The 17562-nt window shown below is 63.2% G+C and carries 13 protein-coding genes; 7 read left to right on the top strand and 6 right to left on the bottom strand.

What is annotated here, in order from left to right; translation table 11 throughout:
* Positions 1-142 precede the first annotated feature (142 nt).
* Entirely contained in the window at positions 143-3142 is a 3000-nt protein-coding gene (locus JV241A_RS11980) for an autotransporter serine protease (protein ID WP_134062684.1), read from the bottom strand.
* Between the two features lie 270 nt (positions 3143-3412).
* Here JV241A_RS11980 and JV241A_RS11975 point away from each other — a divergent pair, with 270 nt between their 5' ends.
* The 5 genes from JV241A_RS11975 (at position 3413) to JV241A_RS11950 (ending at position 9195) form a co-directional block, all read left to right on the top strand.
* Positions 3413-4138, top strand: coding sequence for a hypothetical protein (locus JV241A_RS11975; RefSeq protein ID WP_134062682.1), 726 nt, complete (start codon positions 3413-3415; stop codon positions 4136-4138).
* Between the two features lie 608 nt (positions 4139-4746).
* Positions 4747-4977 (top strand): hypothetical protein, encoded by a 231-nt coding sequence (locus tag JV241A_RS11965; RefSeq protein ID WP_134062680.1) that lies wholly within the window; start codon positions 4747-4749, stop codon positions 4975-4977.
* A 101-nt stretch (positions 4978-5078) separates the two neighbouring features.
* Positions 5079-6542: a tyrosinase family protein gene (locus JV241A_RS11960; RefSeq protein ID WP_115089574.1), complete on the top strand. Its 1464-nt coding sequence runs from the start codon at positions 5079-5081 to the stop codon at positions 6540-6542.
* A 12-nt stretch (positions 6543-6554) separates the two neighbouring features.
* Positions 6555-7331, top strand: a complete 777-nt coding sequence (locus JV241A_RS11955; RefSeq protein ID WP_134062678.1) for a DUF2182 domain-containing protein — start codon at positions 6555-6557, stop codon at positions 7329-7331.
* Complete coding sequence (locus JV241A_RS11950; protein ID WP_134062674.1) at positions 7324-9195, top strand: hypothetical protein; 1872 nt, start codon at positions 7324-7326, stop codon at positions 9193-9195. Before JV241A_RS11955 ends, JV241A_RS11950 begins: the two co-directional genes overlap by 8 nt.
* Here the strand turns inward: JV241A_RS11950 and JV241A_RS11945 are convergent.
* Positions 9136-10266, bottom strand: a complete 1131-nt coding sequence (locus JV241A_RS11945; RefSeq protein ID WP_134062673.1) for an SDR family oxidoreductase — start codon at positions 10264-10266, stop codon at positions 9136-9138. The two genes, JV241A_RS11950 and JV241A_RS11945, sit on opposite strands and share 60 nt — an antisense overlap.
* A 73-nt stretch (positions 10267-10339) precedes the next feature.
* Here JV241A_RS11945 and JV241A_RS11940 point away from each other — a divergent pair, with 73 nt between their 5' ends.
* Together JV241A_RS11940 and JV241A_RS27815 are read left to right on the top strand one after the other, a co-directional pair.
* Positions 10340-10729 (top strand): MerR family transcriptional regulator, encoded by a 390-nt coding sequence (locus JV241A_RS11940; RefSeq protein ID WP_115089570.1) that lies wholly within the window; start codon positions 10340-10342, stop codon positions 10727-10729.
* Between the two features lie 68 nt (positions 10730-10797).
* Entirely contained in the window at positions 10798-10923 is a 126-nt protein-coding gene (locus JV241A_RS27815) for a hypothetical protein (protein WP_258579265.1), read from the top strand.
* Positions 10924-11022: 99 nt separating this feature from the next.
* Here the strand turns inward: JV241A_RS27815 and JV241A_RS11930 are convergent, their stop codons facing one another.
* From JV241A_RS11930 to JV241A_RS11915, 4 genes are all read right to left on the bottom strand, one after another.
* Positions 11023-11463, bottom strand: a complete 441-nt coding sequence (locus tag JV241A_RS11930) for a carboxymuconolactone decarboxylase family protein (protein ID WP_115089569.1) — start codon at positions 11461-11463, stop codon at positions 11023-11025.
* Positions 11464-11584: 121 nt separating this feature from the next.
* Entirely contained in the window at positions 11585-13036 is a 1452-nt protein-coding gene (locus JV241A_RS11925; RefSeq protein WP_134062671.1) for an efflux transporter outer membrane subunit, read from the bottom strand.
* 3 nt (positions 13037-13039) lie between these two features.
* Positions 13040-16249 carry an efflux RND transporter permease subunit gene (locus JV241A_RS11920; protein WP_134062669.1) on the bottom strand — a complete coding sequence of 1070 codons (3210 nt, stop codon included), beginning with the start codon at positions 16247-16249 and terminating at the stop codon, positions 13040-13042.
* Positions 16250-16272: 23 nt separating this feature from the next.
* Positions 16273-17472, bottom strand: a complete 1200-nt coding sequence (locus tag JV241A_RS11915; protein ID WP_240047856.1) for an efflux RND transporter periplasmic adaptor subunit — start codon at positions 17470-17472, stop codon at positions 16273-16275.
* Between the last annotated feature and the right edge of the window lie 90 nt (positions 17473-17562).

Below are 17562 nucleotides of genomic sequence, written 5' to 3'. Positions count from 1 at the left end.
GCCCTGCCCGAGTGCGCTGTCATCCTTTCTGACTTGCTTCACTACGACCTTCCTTAGTTGCATTGATAAAAACCGCGTTGGTCAAACTCCGTATTGCAACGCCTGGCCGGCGAGCCCTTGGCCCCACCAGCGCCACAGCGCTTCAGAAACGCCATTGCAGGTTGAGTCCCGCGCCATGCTGTTGCTCACGACTGGCCAGGCGCCCCTGGTAGTCCAGGCTCAGGTCCAGGTCGCGGGTCAGCCCCACCCGTGCCTGGAGCCCCACCAGCGCGGCATCGCGCAAGGCCGGCGCAGTCTCCACCCGGAACGGCAGGTCGCTACCGGCAAAGGCCAGGTGCTCGCGATCCTGGGTCCCGCTCAGGCGGTGCTGCCAGCCCAGGCTTGCCGCCAGCTGCAGGTCTTGCTGCGGGCCCAGTTGCCATTGCTGGCGCCCACGCAGGCCCAAGGTGCTGAGCCAGGCATCACGCTGCTCGTCGCGAGCATGCAGCGCCGCGGCATCGCCCTTCTCATGGAAGGCATCGCGGTCCAGATGCTGGTAGGTCAGGTTGACGAAGGGCTCCAACTGCAGCGCCGGCAAAGCCAGGCGATAGGCCGCCTCGGCGAATAACTGCTGGCTGCGGGCATCGACCCGTGCGCGCTGGCGGCCGGACACCTCGGCATAGGCCAAGTCGCGCCGGACCTCGGCACGGTGCCAGCTGTAGCTGCCGCCCAGGCTCAAGCGCAACTGGTCCAGGTCGTGGCGGGCATAGGCGCCCAGGTGGTAGCTGTCGACCGTGGCCCGGGAGTGGCTGCCGCCCATGCCCAGGGAGCTGTCGCTGTAGCCTGCGGCCAGGCCGGCGCCGGTCTGCTCGTCAAGGTCATGGTCCACGCCCAGCAGCATGCCGCCCAGGGAACTGGTATAGGACTCGCTGCCCTGCACGCCCTCGATGCGTCCCCAGCTGCCCAGGCCCTTGAGCCAGAGCTGGGTCGAGCCTGGCTCGCTCGCAGTCGTTCCAGGCGCGTTGGCATTCAGTGCAGGACCTTGCACACGCTCGCCCAAGGCATCGCGCAAGACCGAGCCCTGGCTGAGCAGCATCGAGTCCAGCGCCGGGTAGATCTCCCCGGACAGCTGCCGCAGGCCGTCCCGGGCCTGGTCCGCCGAGGTCGAGAGCAGCAGGCTTTCATACACGGGATTGCCCGGTCCCAGCAGTTCCACGGCGCCGCCGCTGGCGCGCTGGTTGGCCGTGGCACCGACACTGGCGAACGTCGTGCCGCTGCGCGTCACGTCCAGCTGCACGTCGTTGGCCGAATAATCGAGTACGGTCCCCAGAAACAGGTAGCCGGGCTGGACCTGGGCGAAACGCCCGTTGACCCCACCCGCTGCCTGCAGGATGTCGAACTGGCGCCCCACCAGGCTGGATACCGGGCCGCCGGCCAACAGGTTCGGCTGCGCCTGGGGCACCAGGCTGAGATTGGCGCCACCGACACTGGCCTGACCGCCCACGACGAGCCGGTCGCTGGCCGTGGGCGAAAGCTCCACCTGATAGGTCGAGCCCGGCTGCAAGTCCAGGTTGCCGGCGACATTCAAGGTACCGATGGAGTTACCCGGGGCCACCACGCCCCCGGCGCTGGCAGTCAGAGCACCGATCCGGCCGTTGCCGCCCAGGGTAGCGCCTGCGTTGACCGTCACCGCCGATTGCAGGTTGCCGTTGACCGCCAGCAATCCACCATCGACCCGGGTCGGGCCGCGGTAGCTGCTGTCACCCGTGAGCACCAGCCAGCCGGCCCCGGACTTGACCAGACTGCCCTGGTAGACCCGCTGCGCGGCAGCCGCGTCCCGGGCCATGCCCAGGGCATAGTCGCTGCGATCCTGCTGGCTGGCTCCCGGTGCCAGGCCATTCTCCCAGCCGCGATCCTTGAGGGTCTGCTGCCAGGCTTGGCGTTCCGCGGCGTCCTCGGCCTGACGCTGTAGCAGGGCCTGGTCGGAGATACCGTTGCTCCAGATATCGCCCTGCCCGCGGCCCAGGGTGACGTCGAATTCACCCAGTAGCTGCCCGGGGCCGTGCAACGCCCGGCTCAGGTCCGGGACGCCCCAGCCCACACGGTCGCTGGGCCCCTGGGTCGGCGAGCCATCGAGCTGGCGCGAGGTGGTCAACAGCACTTGCAGGGCCTGCTGGTTGTTCAGGTAGGGATAACGCTCCATGACCAGGGCCAAGGCCCCGGTGGCATGGGGCGCGGCCATCGAGGTGCCGTTGTAGGTGGCGTAGCCGCCACCGGGCACGGTACTGGTGATCGCCGCACCCGGGGTCGCCAGGCACCAGTACTTGGCGATGCCGCACTGGTTGTATTTCTGCTGGTTGTTCTTGTCCAGGCCCGACACCGCCAGCCAGTGGCCTTCCAGCTCCGGCTGGAAGTACGGCAGCGCCGAGCGCACGCTGGCATTGGCATAACCGCTGTTGCCGGCGCTGAACACGTTGATCACGCCACGGCGCGCCACGTCGCCGGCGGCGTCGAGCCAGGTGTCCTGCTGGAAATGCTGGGCGTAGGCCGCGCGCAAGTCGCCCAGGGTCTGGTAGCTGACCCCCTTGGGCTGGCTGCCCCAGCTGTTGTTGATGGCCCGCGCACCGGCATCCACCAGGGCACCGTAGACCGCCTTGAAATACCGCGGATCGGGGCCGGTGCCGAACTGGAAACTGTCGTTGTGGTTGGTGTTGCCCACGTAAACCTGGGCATTGAAGGCCACGCCCTGCATGCCAACGCCATCACGGGCCGCGCCCATGGTGCCGGTGACATGGGTGCCATGGCTGTCGTTGGCGCCATTGAGCACCCCGGACACACTGAACGGGGTGCCGTCCAGGTACTGGCCGATGGCGGTAACCGCGTGAAAACGTCCGGGGCTGGCCTCGGGATGGGCGGCATCGAAACCCGAGTCCAGGGCGCCGATGCTGACCCCGGCGCCGGTGATCCCGGCGGCATAGGCCTGGCTCGCCTGCATGCGCTCCAGGCCCCAGTCCTGCTGGTATTCGGCCGACCGCCAGCTGGCGGGGTCGCCCGGGCGGCCGGTCTCTTGATAGGCCGCCGCAGCCGACAGCGGCAGCCCGGTGGCGAACGCCAGGCACAGGGTGCCCGTCAGCGTCTTGAGCTGATCACATCTAACATCCATGTCGATGACTTCTCTTGTTTTTGTTGTCGGGTCGCCCGTCCTGGGTCGACCAGTGTGTCGCTGCATTGCTCGGCCGCAAGCCAAGGAAGCAGCCTGCGGCTGCAAATATTGCTCCCACGTCGAATATCTGTGCAACACCTAGCGTCGAGTTCCGTGACGATAACCAGGTTGTCCGGCAAGATGGTGAAAAGCTCACACCCTGCACACAGAGCCGTGACAGGTGCGGCCCGCCATCCCCAACCACCAGCACACCCCGAGGCACCCCAGTCGATGGACCCGACGCACATCCACGCTCTGCAACGACTACGCAGCTTGATCCCCATCAGCCTGCGCCACGCCCAGATCCTGCTGGAACGCTGCGCAAGCAACCCCGAGCAGGCTGCCGAACTCTACAAAACCGAACTGCTGCAGGTGCTGGCGGACAAGTCCGGGCTGCCCCCCGATCAAGCCCAGGAATATCTGCACAACGCAGGCTATGACCTGAACCGCGCCTTGAGTGCTCTGGAACAAGCGCGCTTCACCCTGACCCGGCGCATCCTGCGCAAACATCACCAGGACAAGGCCCGGGCCCTGGACCTGATCGCCCAGGCCATCGAAACCGCCGAACAATTGCCACGCCAGTACTGGCTGGCCTTCGAGCGGCTGGAGCAACTGGCCCCGGCACCGCGCTGCTTGATGGTGCTCCACGAATGGCTGGCCTTCGAGGACTGGGAAGGCTTCGACAGTGCCCTGCACTTTCATCTGCCGCAGGCCATCGCCCAGTTCAGGCACCTGCAACTGGATGCCCTGGCGGACACCCTGGAACAGGCCGATCAGCGCCAGCGACAGCTACGGGCAGCCCATGCCGAGCGCGAAAGCCCCATCGAGCTGGCCGTGCAGGTCAATCAGGATCCGTTGTTCAACGCCTGCCGGGACAGTTTCAGCCAACAGCGGCTTCGGCTCGACGAGCGCCTGTACGAATGGGTGGAGCGCCATATAGAGCAGTTTCCAGCCTGAGCGGCGAGTTCGCATACGCGCACAAACCGCTGCTACCCCCCCCCCCCGAAACTCGCTAAACTGCCGCCCTCACCGAACACGGACCTCGGATCAAGCCCTCATGGAATTGCACTACAGCATCACCCCCGCCCATATCCAGGCCTGGTCAGCCTGGACAAAGCCCGCAGCGGCAAGAGCACCCTGGTCTGGGAACAGATCGCGCGCCTGCAGGAAACACCGGACTTCTACCTCGTGGCGAGCGCGGACATGGTGCGCCAGGGCGTGGCCTGTCTCATTGCCAAACACAGTGACCTGATGCCGGCCGAGGAATATCAGCAAGGGCTGCAAGCGTTTCTGAGCCAGTGCCCGGTGGCGCCCTCAGCGAACTGATCACAGTGCTAGCACTGCAGACCGATACGCTTCGAGCACTACCGCTCAGCACCTGCCCGCAAAAACACCTTGCAGGTAAAACAACGCCGACTATGCTGCCAAAACCAGCCCTAATGGCCATTAGCCTTGAGCGGGCCGACCTCCGGTTTTGCCGTCCGGGCATCGCAACGCTGATTAGCAGAAAGCTATACACCTGACGACGCAAGCGCGTTCGCCGCGGTGTTTCCCAGGAGGGAATCATGCCTGCCGCAGGACAGTACTTGATTGCAATCCCGGTCTACGACGGTGTCGACCTGCTCGACGTCAGCGCCCCCTACGAACTGTTCAGTACAACCCCTGCCCCCCCCTTCTTCAGTGGCGATCCTTCCGTCGCCAAACCGCCGGTCTACACCCCAGGCGCCGGAAGCACCTGCAATTGCGCTCTCGCCGAGAGCATCGCCAATGTGCTCAAGCGCACAGGCCCTTCCTGAGAGGCCTGCAGGCAGGTGCACACAGAGTAGCGCTGTCGCCGCGAAATGAAGTCCGGCCTCACCCCGGCAGACAGCACCCAACAGGAACGGAGGGAAATCTCATGAGTACTTCTCGTCAGGATGTCGCAAAACTCGGCCCAGGGTGGAACAAGGTATTACTGAACTACGCACTGGCCATGCAAGCGTTGGATGAACAGCCAATAGCGGACCGCAATAGCTGGAAATTCCTCGGGGCCATGCATGGATTTCATCCCCAATTATGGATCAACGAGCGCCTGATCAAGTCAGGTGCCCCGATTCCAGCGGATTTGACCAACCATACCTACGGCAATCAGTGTCAGCACGGCAGTTGGTATTTTCTGTCCTGGCACCGTGCGTATCTGTTTGCGTTCGAGGCAATCGTCGCCGCTAAAGTGAAGGAGCTGACGGGTGACGACTGGGCACTTCCCTACTGGAACTACCTCGACAGCAGCAACCCGCAAGCGCTGTACCTGCCCGATGCCTTTGTCGCCAAGACATTACCCGACGGAAAGCCAAACCCTCTGAACAAGTACCCTCGCCGCCCCGGAATCAAGGCGATCAAGCCTGTGCGCGGGTTCAGCCTTGAGGCGATGGATGAGAATGACTTCATCGTAGGTAACGGGACCCTGGGATTTGGTGGGGGGATTACCGGCAATTTCGTCCAGTTCGACGGGGTTGCCGGCGAGCTGGAGACCAACCCGCATAACACGGTCCATGGCCTCGTCGGAGGATACATGGGCAATGCCTTGCTCGCAGGTCTTGATCCGATCTTCTGGCTTCATCATTGCAACATCGATCGGCTCTGGGAGGCGTGGATGAACACGCCGGGCAAGACAATGGTTCGCGATCCGCTCTGGCTCAATGGCCCGGCAGACCGCAGTTTCATCATGCCAGTACCCGGAGACAATGCACCTGGAGTAACGTTCACCAGTAAGGACACGTTGAAAGGCGGCAAATTTTATCGGACCTATGATGATTTGATCATCGGCACGGGTGTAACGCCGGGAGTGCATGCTGTGGCACGCGTCAATATGGGCTCGCCCAGTAAACAAACCGTTCAGCCAATCGGCGCCAATGCCGCGGTCGTCAAGATCGGCGGGGCGCCGGTAGGTACCCATATTGACCTCGAACCGACAGCCGCCGCCAACAGCATGGCCACGATGGGCGCGACATCGCCAGGCAAGGAAGTGGCCCGGCTCTATCTTTCCCTGGAGTCTGTGCGCGGCTCCGCACCCTCGCCTCTGCTGGATGTGTACGTCAATTTGCCCGAAGGCGCCGACCCGGCACTTAGCCCTGACCGGTACGCCGGTAGCCTTACGCTTTTCGGTCTCAACGTTGCCTCGCAAACGGACGGCCCCCATGCAGGCAGCGGGTTGGGCTATACGATCGACATCACCGATCTGGCCCAGCGGCTGGCGGACGCCGGGGACTTTGATCCGAATCATCTGCGGGTGACCCTGGTGCCTGGAGAGCAGATAACCGATGAAGAACCTATAACCGTTGAACGCATAAGCGTGCTCAAGCGAAGCGGCATCGTCAGTTGAGGGGGCGGCCTCATGCGGCCAGGCCTGGTTTTACGCAGTTTCACTTATGCCCCTTGGCCAGTGCTTCTGGCCACGGCGGGATTCGGCCTGGCCCTTTCCATTTACAGCGACGCAAGTACAGAAGGTCCCGCGTTTTGCGTGGCCACCAATGGGCTATCGATCTTCACCAGCTGGCCCGCGGTGCTGCAAGCGGAGCTCGCGGTGAACCCGATCCACCGTATCCTGGCGGGTTGGTTGTTGATGCTGTTGACCATGATGCCGCCCCTTCTGGCGATGCCACTCATGCATGTGTGGCGCTCCAGCCTGCCAAACAGGCGAATACGTGCGAGCGCCGGTTTCCTGCTCGGCTACTGCGCGCCGTGGATGGCCGCAGGCCTGGTCCTGTCGGCCCTGGCGCTGTTGCTACAGATCACTGTCGTGGACAACGCCCTGGCAATAGCCCTGCTGATCGCGTTGCTTTGGAGCGCAAGCCCGTGGCACCGTGCGGCACTCAATCGCAGCCATCAACCGCGGCGAATAGGCCTGTTCGGTCGGGCTGCCGACCGAGATTGCCTGGTCTTCGGCATGACGCATGGGGCCTATTGTATTGGCTCGTGCTGGGCCTGGATGTTGGTGCCCGTTGTCAGCGGCGCCTGGCACATTCCGATGATGCTGTTCACTGGCGTCATCATGCTGGCTGAACGGTTCACGCCTCCTGGCCCTGCGCGCTGGTGCTGGCCCCGGTTTTTTTCACCCGCTCACCTTTACACCCTCCTCACCCAGCGCAATGCGGAGCGTCCCCATGGTTAGGCGTGTTTGTCTGGCAATCGGCGTCAGCACGGTGACGCCTGTCGCGAAACTGGCCCTGGACTTCGCCTATCTGGATGGAGCCGTTTTCGCCGCTCGCGCAATGGGAGAATGGGCCCTGCGCTCGGGTTTCGGCGTCGACAACGTAAGAGTCGTCGACGACGGCTCAACCGACGGCAAAGCGAACCCGGTCACACGAGAGCGGGTACAGCGGGCCGTCGATGAACTGTTCCCGGTGGGCGCCGAGGTCGTTGACCAGTTGATCCTGTCATTTTGCGGGCATGGACTGACCGGGGCGAACTTCGGCTCGATCTTTTGGCTGTTCAGCGACTCGCTGCACATGAAGTACCGTATCGTGGTCGATGGGTTCTATGAGGAGTTACTTCTGCACGGCGTCAAACGCATAACGCTTATTACCGACACCTGCCGCGAAGCGCCGCAGAGCCTGGAGCTGATGCGGCTTGATGGTGTACGCGGGATCGTTGTACAGGGCACTCGCGTTGACAGCCCCAGATTCGACCGCCTTGCATCCTGCCAGGACGGACAGCTCGGCTATATGGTCTATGACCCTGCCGCAGCCGCACCGGGCAAATGCGTGTTCTCTGGCGTCATCGCAGACATACTCTGGGGCCTGGAACCAACCGCCATCGAAAACGGGATGATAACCACCACGACGCTGGGTAAATGCGTTCGTTCGCGAACAACCGAGCGTGCAAGCCAGTACCACCTGAAACTCGATCCGCAATGCCAGGTCGATCCCGAGTCCGTGGTGCTTTGCGACACCACGACCCCGCAGCCAGGCCCTGCCGACCTGCAACCCTGGCCATCTGGAAGCAATTCGGCGGTCCTCGGCGCAGGTAAGACCGTTGGCGTAGCGGAATCCACCGAGCAAATCCTGGAGCGCGCAAAGACCAACCGCGCCTTCCGGGATCGCCTCCTCGGCAAAGGTTTCGGGCTCAAGCCTGTCCTGCCGAAGGGGCCAGACATTCACGCCCTCAAGATCACGGCTGAGTCGGTCGCCTTGGAGGTTGAACGCCGACTCATGGAAGTCAACCGTCCCGGCAGCGCGAACCTGATCGTCTGGGGCGATCAGGCGAAGCTCCTGTCCGAACCTGCGCTCAAGCCCCTCAGATCCGATCCCCCCTTCAACGCATTCCACGTTGATGACCACTGCAAGGGGATGCCTGTCCTGGTGGAGCTGGCCGATGGGCAATTTACCCCTGTCGTTCCTTATGTGGGTCTGTATGCGGTCGTTGCACCCAGCACCGACGGGGATGTTTTCCAGGTCTACGGAGCGCAAGGTTCCCCCGAAAGATATCGCGCGGCCCTGAGGGCCATCAATGAATTCGCCGCCGGCCGGCTTCGAGTCGACAGCCTTGATCGACTCGCCGCAGACCTGCGACACGAAAAGCACGTCGATCCGATGCTGGGCGTCATCTGCGCCTATCTCTACCGTGCCACGGCCGACTACGACAACATTCGCCGCATGGCCTATTTTTATGCTGCCCGAAACCAGGCGGTGCCCTATGACATCGCGCTTCTCGGGGCAATGCAGGTGACACGAGACAAGCATGGCGCGCTGCAATTGCATGTGCCGGCGGTGAAGGCTTGCCAATCGCGACAAGATGCGCCGGTACTCCCCGACTATGCCACGCAGGCGACAACCGCCACACTAGCCCGGATCGGCGGGCGATGCCCATGGCTCGGACTTGGCTGGGACTATGTCAAGGAACCTCGATTGGAGTGGGCCGCACTCGTCGAAGGGCTTGCTGATCATGCGGCGCGGGTTCGCCGCAGCGGATCGACCCTACTGCCTGCGGACTCGGCAAGACAGCTTGCAAAGGACTGGGGGTTGTTGCCGGGTTGATCCCCCCTTGCCCAGGCAATGTGCATTGACGAACATGGCGGTGAGTTGCAGCGCCTCGCGGATATCCGGTTTGACAATGCCATGCCGGTCAGCAAATTGCCCGGTCGCCGCTGTATCAAAACGGGTGGTCTGGATAAAGTCCAAGGCCTCGACGCTGGTATTCAATAACCGCGCGATGGGAGGCACGCTCAGGAGTATTTTCATCAGTCGCAGCGACAGGTGATGCTTCGGCGGTTTCACGCCAAGCGGTTGCGCCACCTGGGCCAGCAGTTCTCGCAAATGGGGTGTGCGCTCATCAAGGGCCAGCAGTTCCTGGCCAATCATCGCGTCATCAAAAGCGCAGGCTGCCAGCAGCTCAACCAGGTAATCCACGGTAACCAGTGGCAACCAGTGCTCGGGGCTACCTGGCACGGCCGCCAGCTTGCCCTGCACCAGGTTGCGTATCAGCGCCGCCAGGGGCTGTCCTTCAAGGATATGGCCGGTGCGACTGTGGCCGCACACTGTCGCGGGGTGGACAACGGTCATCTCCCCGCGCTGGGCCGACATGACCTGCAGGGTCGCAAAATGGGCCTCCAGCTTGCTTGCCTCATAACCACCGACCTGGCGGTAGACGGCGGGCCAGTCGGTCAGTTGCGGACGCTGGGGATCAATGCCGATGTTGCGCAGATGCGCGTGATTCTTCAGCATGTAGCCGCCGATCATCACCAAACGGCTCTTTTGCTCAGCGGCCAACAGCGCTACCTGCCTCGCCCCCTCGACGTTCACTGCGCGTGACTGTTGCAGCGACAGCCCCCACGCGAACTGGGCACCTAGATGAAACACGATGCTGGCCTGTCTTAGCCGTGCTCGGTCGGCCACACTCAGACCCAGTTCGCTCCGCTCCAGATCGCCGGCTACGGCAAACACCTGGGCGGCATTGCCCCCCAGCCTGGCAACTTGCTCGCGCAACTCAGCCAGTCGCTCCGGGCGACGCATCAAGACCCGAACCTTGTGCCCCTGGGCACTCAAATGGGCCACCAGATGCTGACCGATGAAGCCAGTACCCCCCGTGACAAAGCACTCCACGCTCATTTCTCTGCTCCTTGGTAAGGTGAGAAATCAAGCGTAAACTATCGACCCAACTCTACAGTCAAGCGATGTTTTCATGAGAATCGGCGAACTGGAAGCCCGCAGCGGAGCGAGTCGACACACCCTTCGTTACTACGAACAAATCGGCTTGATCTCACCCCAGCGGCGGACCAACAACTACCGCGTCTACACCTCGCAAACCCTGCAGGACCTGGACTTTATCCAGCGCGCACAGAGCATGGGCTTTTCCCTCGGGGAGATTGGCGAGATTCTCGATGCGCAGCGCAACAAGCTGATCGATTGTGCTGCCGGCGCGAAACTGATTGAAAAAAAGATGGCAGCGATCAAACAGAAAATCGACAGCCTCCAGAGTATTTATCGGTATCTGGACGAGGAACGCATCAACCTTGAGCGCAGTGCCGCCGAGCAAATTGAACTGCAGAAGCTCAACAGCTCTCCCAACTGACAGAAATCCTGTAGTAACGCGTCCGCACGCAAGCGCAAATCAAGGATTGGAAAACATCCTGATGCGTCATGGTCAGCGTTGAGCTGGCCACCTCCGGCAAGATTTCAGCGCGCGATATGAAGCACTGGATCGAGCAGTACGAACGTTGCGAAATCAACAGCCAGCCCGCACCCAAGGTCAGCACGGAATCATGAATCAGCTGATCGCCAGGCCGCTGGAGGCTGCCGGCTGGACTCGCCAGCGCAATGGCAATAGCGCCACGGCCTATCGTCTGAGGCAAGCGTAAGTCCAGCTCAGATGCTGGGTTTCTGCCTGAAGCTCACCGCCAGGCGGTTCCAACTGCTGATGGCGTTGATGACCATGGTCAGGTCGACTATCTCGGCATCGCTGAACTGCGCTTTCACCTGACGGTAAATCTCGTCCGAGACATCGCCCTGGGTCAGCGAAGTGAGCGCTTCGGTCCAGGCCAGAGCCGCCTTTTCACGCGCGCTGAAGAAGTCGCTGCTACGCCAGACGGCCACCGAATACAGCCGGCGATCCGTCTCGCCCAGGCGACGGGAGTCAATCGAGTACATGTCGGTACAGAAGGCGCAGCCGTTCAGCTGCGAGGTACGAATCTTGATCAGGTGCAACAGTTGCTGTTCGATGCTCAGGTCATTGGTCATGGCCTCCAGGGTGATCATCGCCTTGATCGCCTTGGGTGATGCCGAGTAGTAATCGAGTCTAGATTCCATCCGTTGGCTCCACTGTCGTTGTCGATCAACTGTAGGACGCGGTGCGCCCGCGAACCACAGCCAATAACCGGGAAAAACGCCAGACCAATGAGCCACCGGCTTCCGGCCTGGCGCCCGGCCACTAGTGCTCGGTGACCTTCGCCAGTTGCGCCGGAGCGGACCCAGGCGTATCCACCCAGCCGCCGCCCAGGGCGGTGATCAAGCGGACATAGGCCCTGGAACGCTCGCCCGCCACCTGCACCTGCGCACGCTGGGCATCGAGACTGCTGCGTTGCGCATCGATGCTCTCGAAATAGCTGGTCGAGCCATTGCGATAGCGCGTGTCGGCCAGCGCTGCAGCCCGCCCGGCAGCGTTGACCGCTTCGTCCTGGAAGGCCAGCTCGCGGTCGAGGGTGCGGATGTCGCTGAGGCTGTCCTCGACGTCCTTGAAGGCCACCAGCACCTGCCGCCGATACGCCGCCACCGCCCCGTCGTACCGGGCATTGGCCTTGTCCAGCCCCGCCTGATTGCGACCACCGTCGAGCAAGGGCATGTTCAGCACCGTGCCTAACAGCGGCCCGAGCACCCAACTGCGGCTCGACCACTTGAACAGGTCGTTGAGATCGGAGGACTCGAAACCACCCGAGGCGGTCAGCACCAGGCGTGGAAAGAACGCCGCCTTGGCGACGCCGATACGCGCGCTGGCAGCCGCCATTCGCCGCTGCGCCTGGGCGATGTCCGGGCGCCGCTCCAGCAGCTCGGACGGCAGCCCGGCAGGCACCTGCACCGTGCTTGAGTGCAACCCGCCGGCCGTCAGGCTGAACGCCGCGGGCGGCTTGCCGACCAGTACTGCCAGGGCATGATCCTGGCTGGCCCGCTGACGCATCACCGCTTCCAGCGAGGCCTGCGCCGATGCCAGCTCGGTGCGGGCCTGGGCCGTTTCCAACTCACTTCGATCGCCGGCATCGAACTGGCGCTGCACCATCTGCAGCGCCTCCTGGCGCAGGCCGATGGTCTGGGTAAGCACCGCGATCTCGCTATCCAAGGCACCCAGGCTGAAATAGCTGCGTGCCACATCCGCTTGCAAGGCCAGCAACACCGAGCGATAAGCGGCCTCCTCGCCCATGGCCTCGAGGGCGGCAGCCCGCGAGTTGTCGTGCAGTGCGCCAAACAGGTCCACTTCATAGCTGGCGTTGAGTTGGGCGCGCAGGCGGGTCTGGGTCGACCGTGCTGTACCCTGGCGCGTTGGCCCGGCCCCTACTCCAAACTGCAAGGCGCTATCGGCCTTGGCCATGCCCGCTTGCGCACGTGCCTCCTGAACCCGCGCAAAGGCCACAGTCAACGTCGGGCTCGCCTGCTCGGCCTGGAGGATCAAACGCTCCAGTTGCGGGTCGGCGAATACCCGCCACCAGCGGCCACGGTCCTTGCCGTCAGCGGGTTCTGCCAACTTCCAGCGGTCGGCATTTTCCGCGGCGATCTCGCGGTAGCTGGCCGGGATATCGACCTCGATGCTCTCTGTAGGTTTACCCAGGGAGCAGCCACTGAGCAGCACTGCCAGGGTCAGCAGGCTGTATGTGAAGGTGATGGGTTTCATGGCTCAAGCCTCCTGGGTCTGCTGCTGGTCGAGCGGTTCGCGCGAGCCCTCGGTTGGCGGCGCGGCAACGCGCTCACGGCGTGTGAAGCGCAGCGAAAGATGACGTAACAGCACATAGAACACCGGCGTCAGGAACAGGCCGAACACGGTCACCCCGATCATCCCGGTGAACACCGCGATGCCCATGGCCTGGCGCATCTCGGCGCCCGCCCCGCTGGACAGGATCAACGGCACCACTCCGGCGATGAAGGCGATTGAAGTCATCAGGATCGGCCGCAGGCGCAGGCGTGCGGCTTCGATCGCGGCTTGGCGGATCGAGCGCCCCTGGTGTTCCAGTTCGTGGGCGAATTCGACGATCAGGATCGCGTTTTTGCAGGCCAGCCCCACCAGCACCACGAAGCTGATCTGGGTGAACAGGTTGTTGTCGCCACCGGTCAGCCATACGCCGGTGATCGCCGACAGAATGCCCATGGGCACGATCAGCAATACCGCAAGCGGCAGGGTCAGGCTCTCGTACTGCGCGGCGAGCACGAAAAACACCAGCAGCATCGCCAGCGGCAGGATGATGATCAGGGTATTGCCGGCCATCTTGTCCTGGTAGGTGATCTCGGTCCATTCGTAGCCGATGCCACGCGGCAAGGTCCGTTCGGCGATACGCTCCACCGCCTGCAGGGCCTGGCCGCTGCTGTAGCCCGGCGCTGGCGCGCCACTGACGTCGGCGGAGGGGAAGCCGTTGTAGCGCATGGCCTGGTCGGGGCCGTAGCTCTGTCGTAGCGTGAGGAGCGAGGCCAGCGGCACCATCTCGCCCTTGTCATTGCGGGTCTTGAGCAGACCGATGTCTTCGGCATGCCCGCGGAACTGCGCATCGGCCTGCACCTTGACCTGGAACGTCCGCCCGAACTTGTTGAAGTCGTTGACGTAGATCGACCCCAGGTAGATCTGCAACGCTTCGAACACCGCCGGGATGGAGACGCCCAACTGCTGGGCGCGGGTACGATCAACGTCGGCATACAACTGCGGCACGTTGATCTGGAAGCTCGAGAACAACCCGGCCAGCTCCGGGGCCTTGCGCGCTTCGGCCATGAACGCCTGCAGCCCCTGGTCCAGCGCGGCATTGCCCAGGGCGGCACGGTCTTGCAGTTGCAGCTTGAACCCGCCCACGCTCCCCAGGCCGGACACGGGAGGCGGCGCAAACACCGCCGTGTAGGCCCCCTTGATACCGACGAACCGGGTGTTGAGTTGCGCAGCGATTTCGTTGCCGGTCATGCCGGGGCCCTTGCGCTCGGCAAAATCCTTGAGCACGAAGAAGGCGACGCCCGAGTTGGGGCTGCTGACGAAGCCGTTGATCGACCAGCCGGCATAGCCAGTGACCGCATCCACGCCCGGCTGGGCCAGGGCCATGGTGGTCATCTCGCGCAAGACCGACTCGGTACGATCCAGCGAGGCGGCATCGGGCAGTTGCACGAAACCCACCAGGTACTGTTTGTCTTGCGGCGGCACGAAGCCTGTGGGGACGCGATTGAAGATCAGCACCGCGGCGACGGCCAGCAGCGCATACACCAGCAACGCTGCGCTCTTGCGCTTGAGAATCCGCGACACGCCGGTGCCGTAATGGTCGGAGGCGCGACCGAAGAGCCGGTTGAAACGCACGAAGAAGCCGCCGAATAACCTGTCGAACACCCGTTGGAAGCCGTCTTTGGGTGCCTCGTGGCCTTTGAGCAACATCGCTGCCAGCGCCGGCGACAGGGTCAGCGAATTGAACGCCGAGATCACCGTGGAAATGGCGATCGTCAGGGCGAACTGCTTGAAGAACTGCCCGGACAAGCCGCTGACGAACGCCAGCGGCACGAACACCGCGCACAGCGTGAGGGCGATGGCGACTATCGGCCCGGACACTTCGCGCATGGCCTGATAGGTCGCCTCGCGAGGCGAAAGCCCCAGGCCGATATTGCGCTCGACGTTCTCCACCACGACGATCGCATCGTCCACCACCACGCCAATCGCCAGGACCAGCCCGAACAAGCTCAAGGCATTGATCGAGAACCCCATGGCCAGCATGACGGCGAAGGTGCCGACCACCGAAACCGGTACCGCGAGCAATGGAATGATCGAGGCGCGCCAGGTCTGCAGGAACACGATCACCACCACGACCACCAGCAGGATCGCTTCGAGCAGGGTGTGAATGACGGCGTCGATGGACGCACGAACGAACTGGGTCGGGTCGTAGATCACCTGGTAATCGACGCCTTCGGGCATTGCTTGCTTGAGCTCGACCATCGCCTTGCGCACGTCGTCAGAAATCTGCAGTGCGTTGGCGCCGGGCAATTGGTAGATCAGCAGCGCCGTGGCCTGTTTGTTGTCCACCAAGGTGCGCAGCGCATACTCCCCGGCGGCCAGTTCGACCCGTGCCACGTCGCGCAGGCGGGTGATGCGGCCATCCGCGGAGGTGCGCACGATCACCTCACGAAACGCTTCTTCGGTATTGAGACGCCCGCTGGCGTTGACCGAGATCTGATAGTCCACTCCGGGCGCCGCAGGCGCGGCGCCGATCACCCCGGCGGCGGCATTGACGTTCTGCTCACGCAAGGCCTGGACCACATCGCCAGGTGCCAGGTTACGCGCCGCGAGCTTGCGCGGATCGAGCCAGATGCGCATGGCGTAGTCGCCGGAACCTGCCACCTGCACCTGGCCGATACCGTTGATGCGGGCGAGCCTGTCCTTGACGTTGAGCAGGGCATAGTTGCGCAGGTACTGCATGTCGTAGCGCTCGTTGGGCGAGCGCAGGTGCACCACCATGGTCAGGTCGGGAGCGCTCTTGACGGTGGTCACGCCCAGCCGCTGCACCGGCTCTGGCAGCCGCGGCAGCGCCTGGTTGACGCGGTTCTGCACCCGCTGCTGGGCCAGGTCGGGGTCGGTGCCCAGGCGGAAGGTCACGGTCAGGGTCAACTGGCCATCCGCCGTGGCATGGGAATTCATGTACAGCATGCCTTCGACGCCGTTGATCTGCTCTTCGATGGGCGTGGCGACGGTTTCAGCGATAGTCTGCGGATGTGCGCCAGGATACTGAGCCTTGACCACCACTGAGGGTGGCGCGACTTCCGGATATTCAGAAACGGGCAGGTTGAAGATCGAAATCAAGCCGGCAATGAAGATGATCGCGGACAGCACGCCAGCGAAAATCGGCCGATCAATGAAGAAGCGGGAAATGTTCATGTGCAAGACCTCTTCACTACAGGTCAGGACCGGCCTGGCCGATCTTGTTGCTGGAGTGCGATGGACGATGCCACCGGTTGCGGGTCTACCTGGTCATTGGGGCGCACCTTCTGCTGGCCCTGCACCACGATCTGTTCACCGCGTGCCAGCCCGGACCGCACCACCCGCAGGCCCTCAAACAACGGCCCAAGATGCACTTCGCGGTACTCCACCGTGTTGCCCTGGGTGACCACCAACACGAACGTCTTCGCCTGATCGGTGCCGACCGCCTGGTCGTCGATCAGAACGGCCGCGCGCGGGGCACCGTCCCCCGTACGCACACGGGCGTACATGCCGGGGGTCAGTACACCGTTGGCGTTGTCGAACACGGCACGTACCCGCAGGGTTCCAGAGTTGCGGTCCAGTTGGTTGTCCAACGACTTGATGCGCCCGCTGTAGGGATAATCGGTCTCGGTGGCAAGGCCCATCAGCACCGGCAACTCGGCGACGCCGGTGCTGCCTCGGGTGCCATTGCGCGCGTAGCGGATATAGCTCGCTTCATCGAGTTCGAAGTTCACGTACACCGGCGACACCGAAACGATGGTCGTCAGTACCGGAGCATCGGGGCCGGTGCCGACCAGGTTGCCGACGGTCAGTTCCGCACGTGACACACGCCCGCTGACAGGCGCTGTAATGGTGGTGTACTGCAGGTTCAATTGGGCGGCCTGTACGTCGGCCTGCGCCGCTGCCAGGGCAGCCCGGGCCTCGAGTTGCTCGTTGGCGCGCTGGTCGTGCTCGCGTTGCGACGTCGCCCGTTCCTGGATCAGCTTGTTCGAGCGGGCCAGCTCGCTACGCGCCAGGTTCAACCGTACCGCGGCACTTTCGCGGGTCGCCTGGGCCTTGGCCAGCACCGCCTGGTAGGGGCGCGGGTCGATGGTGAACAACGGCGCACCCTTGGCAATGATCTCCCCTTCCTGGAATCTCACCGTGTCGATGGTGCCGGTGACTCGCGGCCTGATTTCGACATGCTCGATCGCCTCGACACGTCCGGAGAACTCGCTCCACTCGATGACTGGCTTCTCGATCACGCTGGCCACCCCCACCGGTGTCGGTGCCAGCGGCAGCGATGGGGTTGGGGTGGCCATGGAGCCATTGAGGTAGTAACTGGCGACGCCCACTACCGTTAGCGTGCTGATGGCGAGCACTGCCCGGCTCTTATAGCTCATGCGCAGATTGGCATTCATATTGGTTCTCGCTGAAAAGTAAACTCATGTCGAAAAACACGAGAGTTTATTCACTCACGCCATCACCTTATGAACTTAATACCCACCACG

The sequence above is a fragment of the Pseudomonas sp. JV241A genome (assembly GCF_900275665.1).
GTDB classification, from domain to species: Bacteria; Pseudomonadota; Gammaproteobacteria; order Pseudomonadales; family Pseudomonadaceae; genus Aquipseudomonas; species Aquipseudomonas wadenswilerensis.
Note: the sequence above shows the minus strand (reverse complement) of the source record. Positions and strands in the feature narration are given on the sequence as shown.

Coding starts and splice junctions, on each gene's coding strand:
- JV241A_RS11980 (WP_134062684.1), bottom strand. CDS start 3,142: ATGGATGTTAGATGTGATCAGCTCAAGACGCTGACGGGCACCCTGTGC.
- JV241A_RS11975 (WP_134062682.1), top strand. CDS start 3,413: ATGGACCCGACGCACATCCACGCTCTGCAACGACTACGCAGCTTGATC.
- JV241A_RS11965 (WP_134062680.1), top strand. CDS start 4,747: ATGCCTGCCGCAGGACAGTACTTGATTGCAATCCCGGTCTACGACGGT.
- JV241A_RS11960 (WP_115089574.1), top strand. CDS start 5,079: ATGAGTACTTCTCGTCAGGATGTCGCAAAACTCGGCCCAGGGTGGAAC.
- JV241A_RS11955 (WP_134062678.1), top strand. CDS start 6,555: ATGCGGCCAGGCCTGGTTTTACGCAGTTTCACTTATGCCCCTTGGCCA.
- JV241A_RS11950 (WP_134062674.1), top strand. CDS start 7,324: ATGGTTAGGCGTGTTTGTCTGGCAATCGGCGTCAGCACGGTGACGCCT.
- JV241A_RS11945 (WP_134062673.1), bottom strand. CDS start 10,266: ATGAGCGTGGAGTGCTTTGTCACGGGGGGTACTGGCTTCATCGGTCAG.
- JV241A_RS11940 (WP_115089570.1), top strand. CDS start 10,340: ATGAGAATCGGCGAACTGGAAGCCCGCAGCGGAGCGAGTCGACACACC.
- JV241A_RS27815 (WP_258579265.1), top strand. CDS start 10,798: ATGGTCAGCGTTGAGCTGGCCACCTCCGGCAAGATTTCAGCGCGCGAT.
- JV241A_RS11930 (WP_115089569.1), bottom strand. CDS start 11,463: ATGGAATCTAGACTCGATTACTACTCGGCATCACCCAAGGCGATCAAG.
- JV241A_RS11925 (WP_134062671.1), bottom strand. CDS start 13,036: ATGAAACCCATCACCTTCACATACAGCCTGCTGACCCTGGCAGTGCTG.
- JV241A_RS11920 (WP_134062669.1), bottom strand. CDS start 16,249: ATGAACATTTCCCGCTTCTTCATTGATCGGCCGATTTTCGCTGGCGTG.
- JV241A_RS11915 (WP_240047856.1), bottom strand. CDS start 17,472: ATGAATGCCAATCTGCGCATGAGCTATAAGAGCCGGGCAGTGCTCGCC.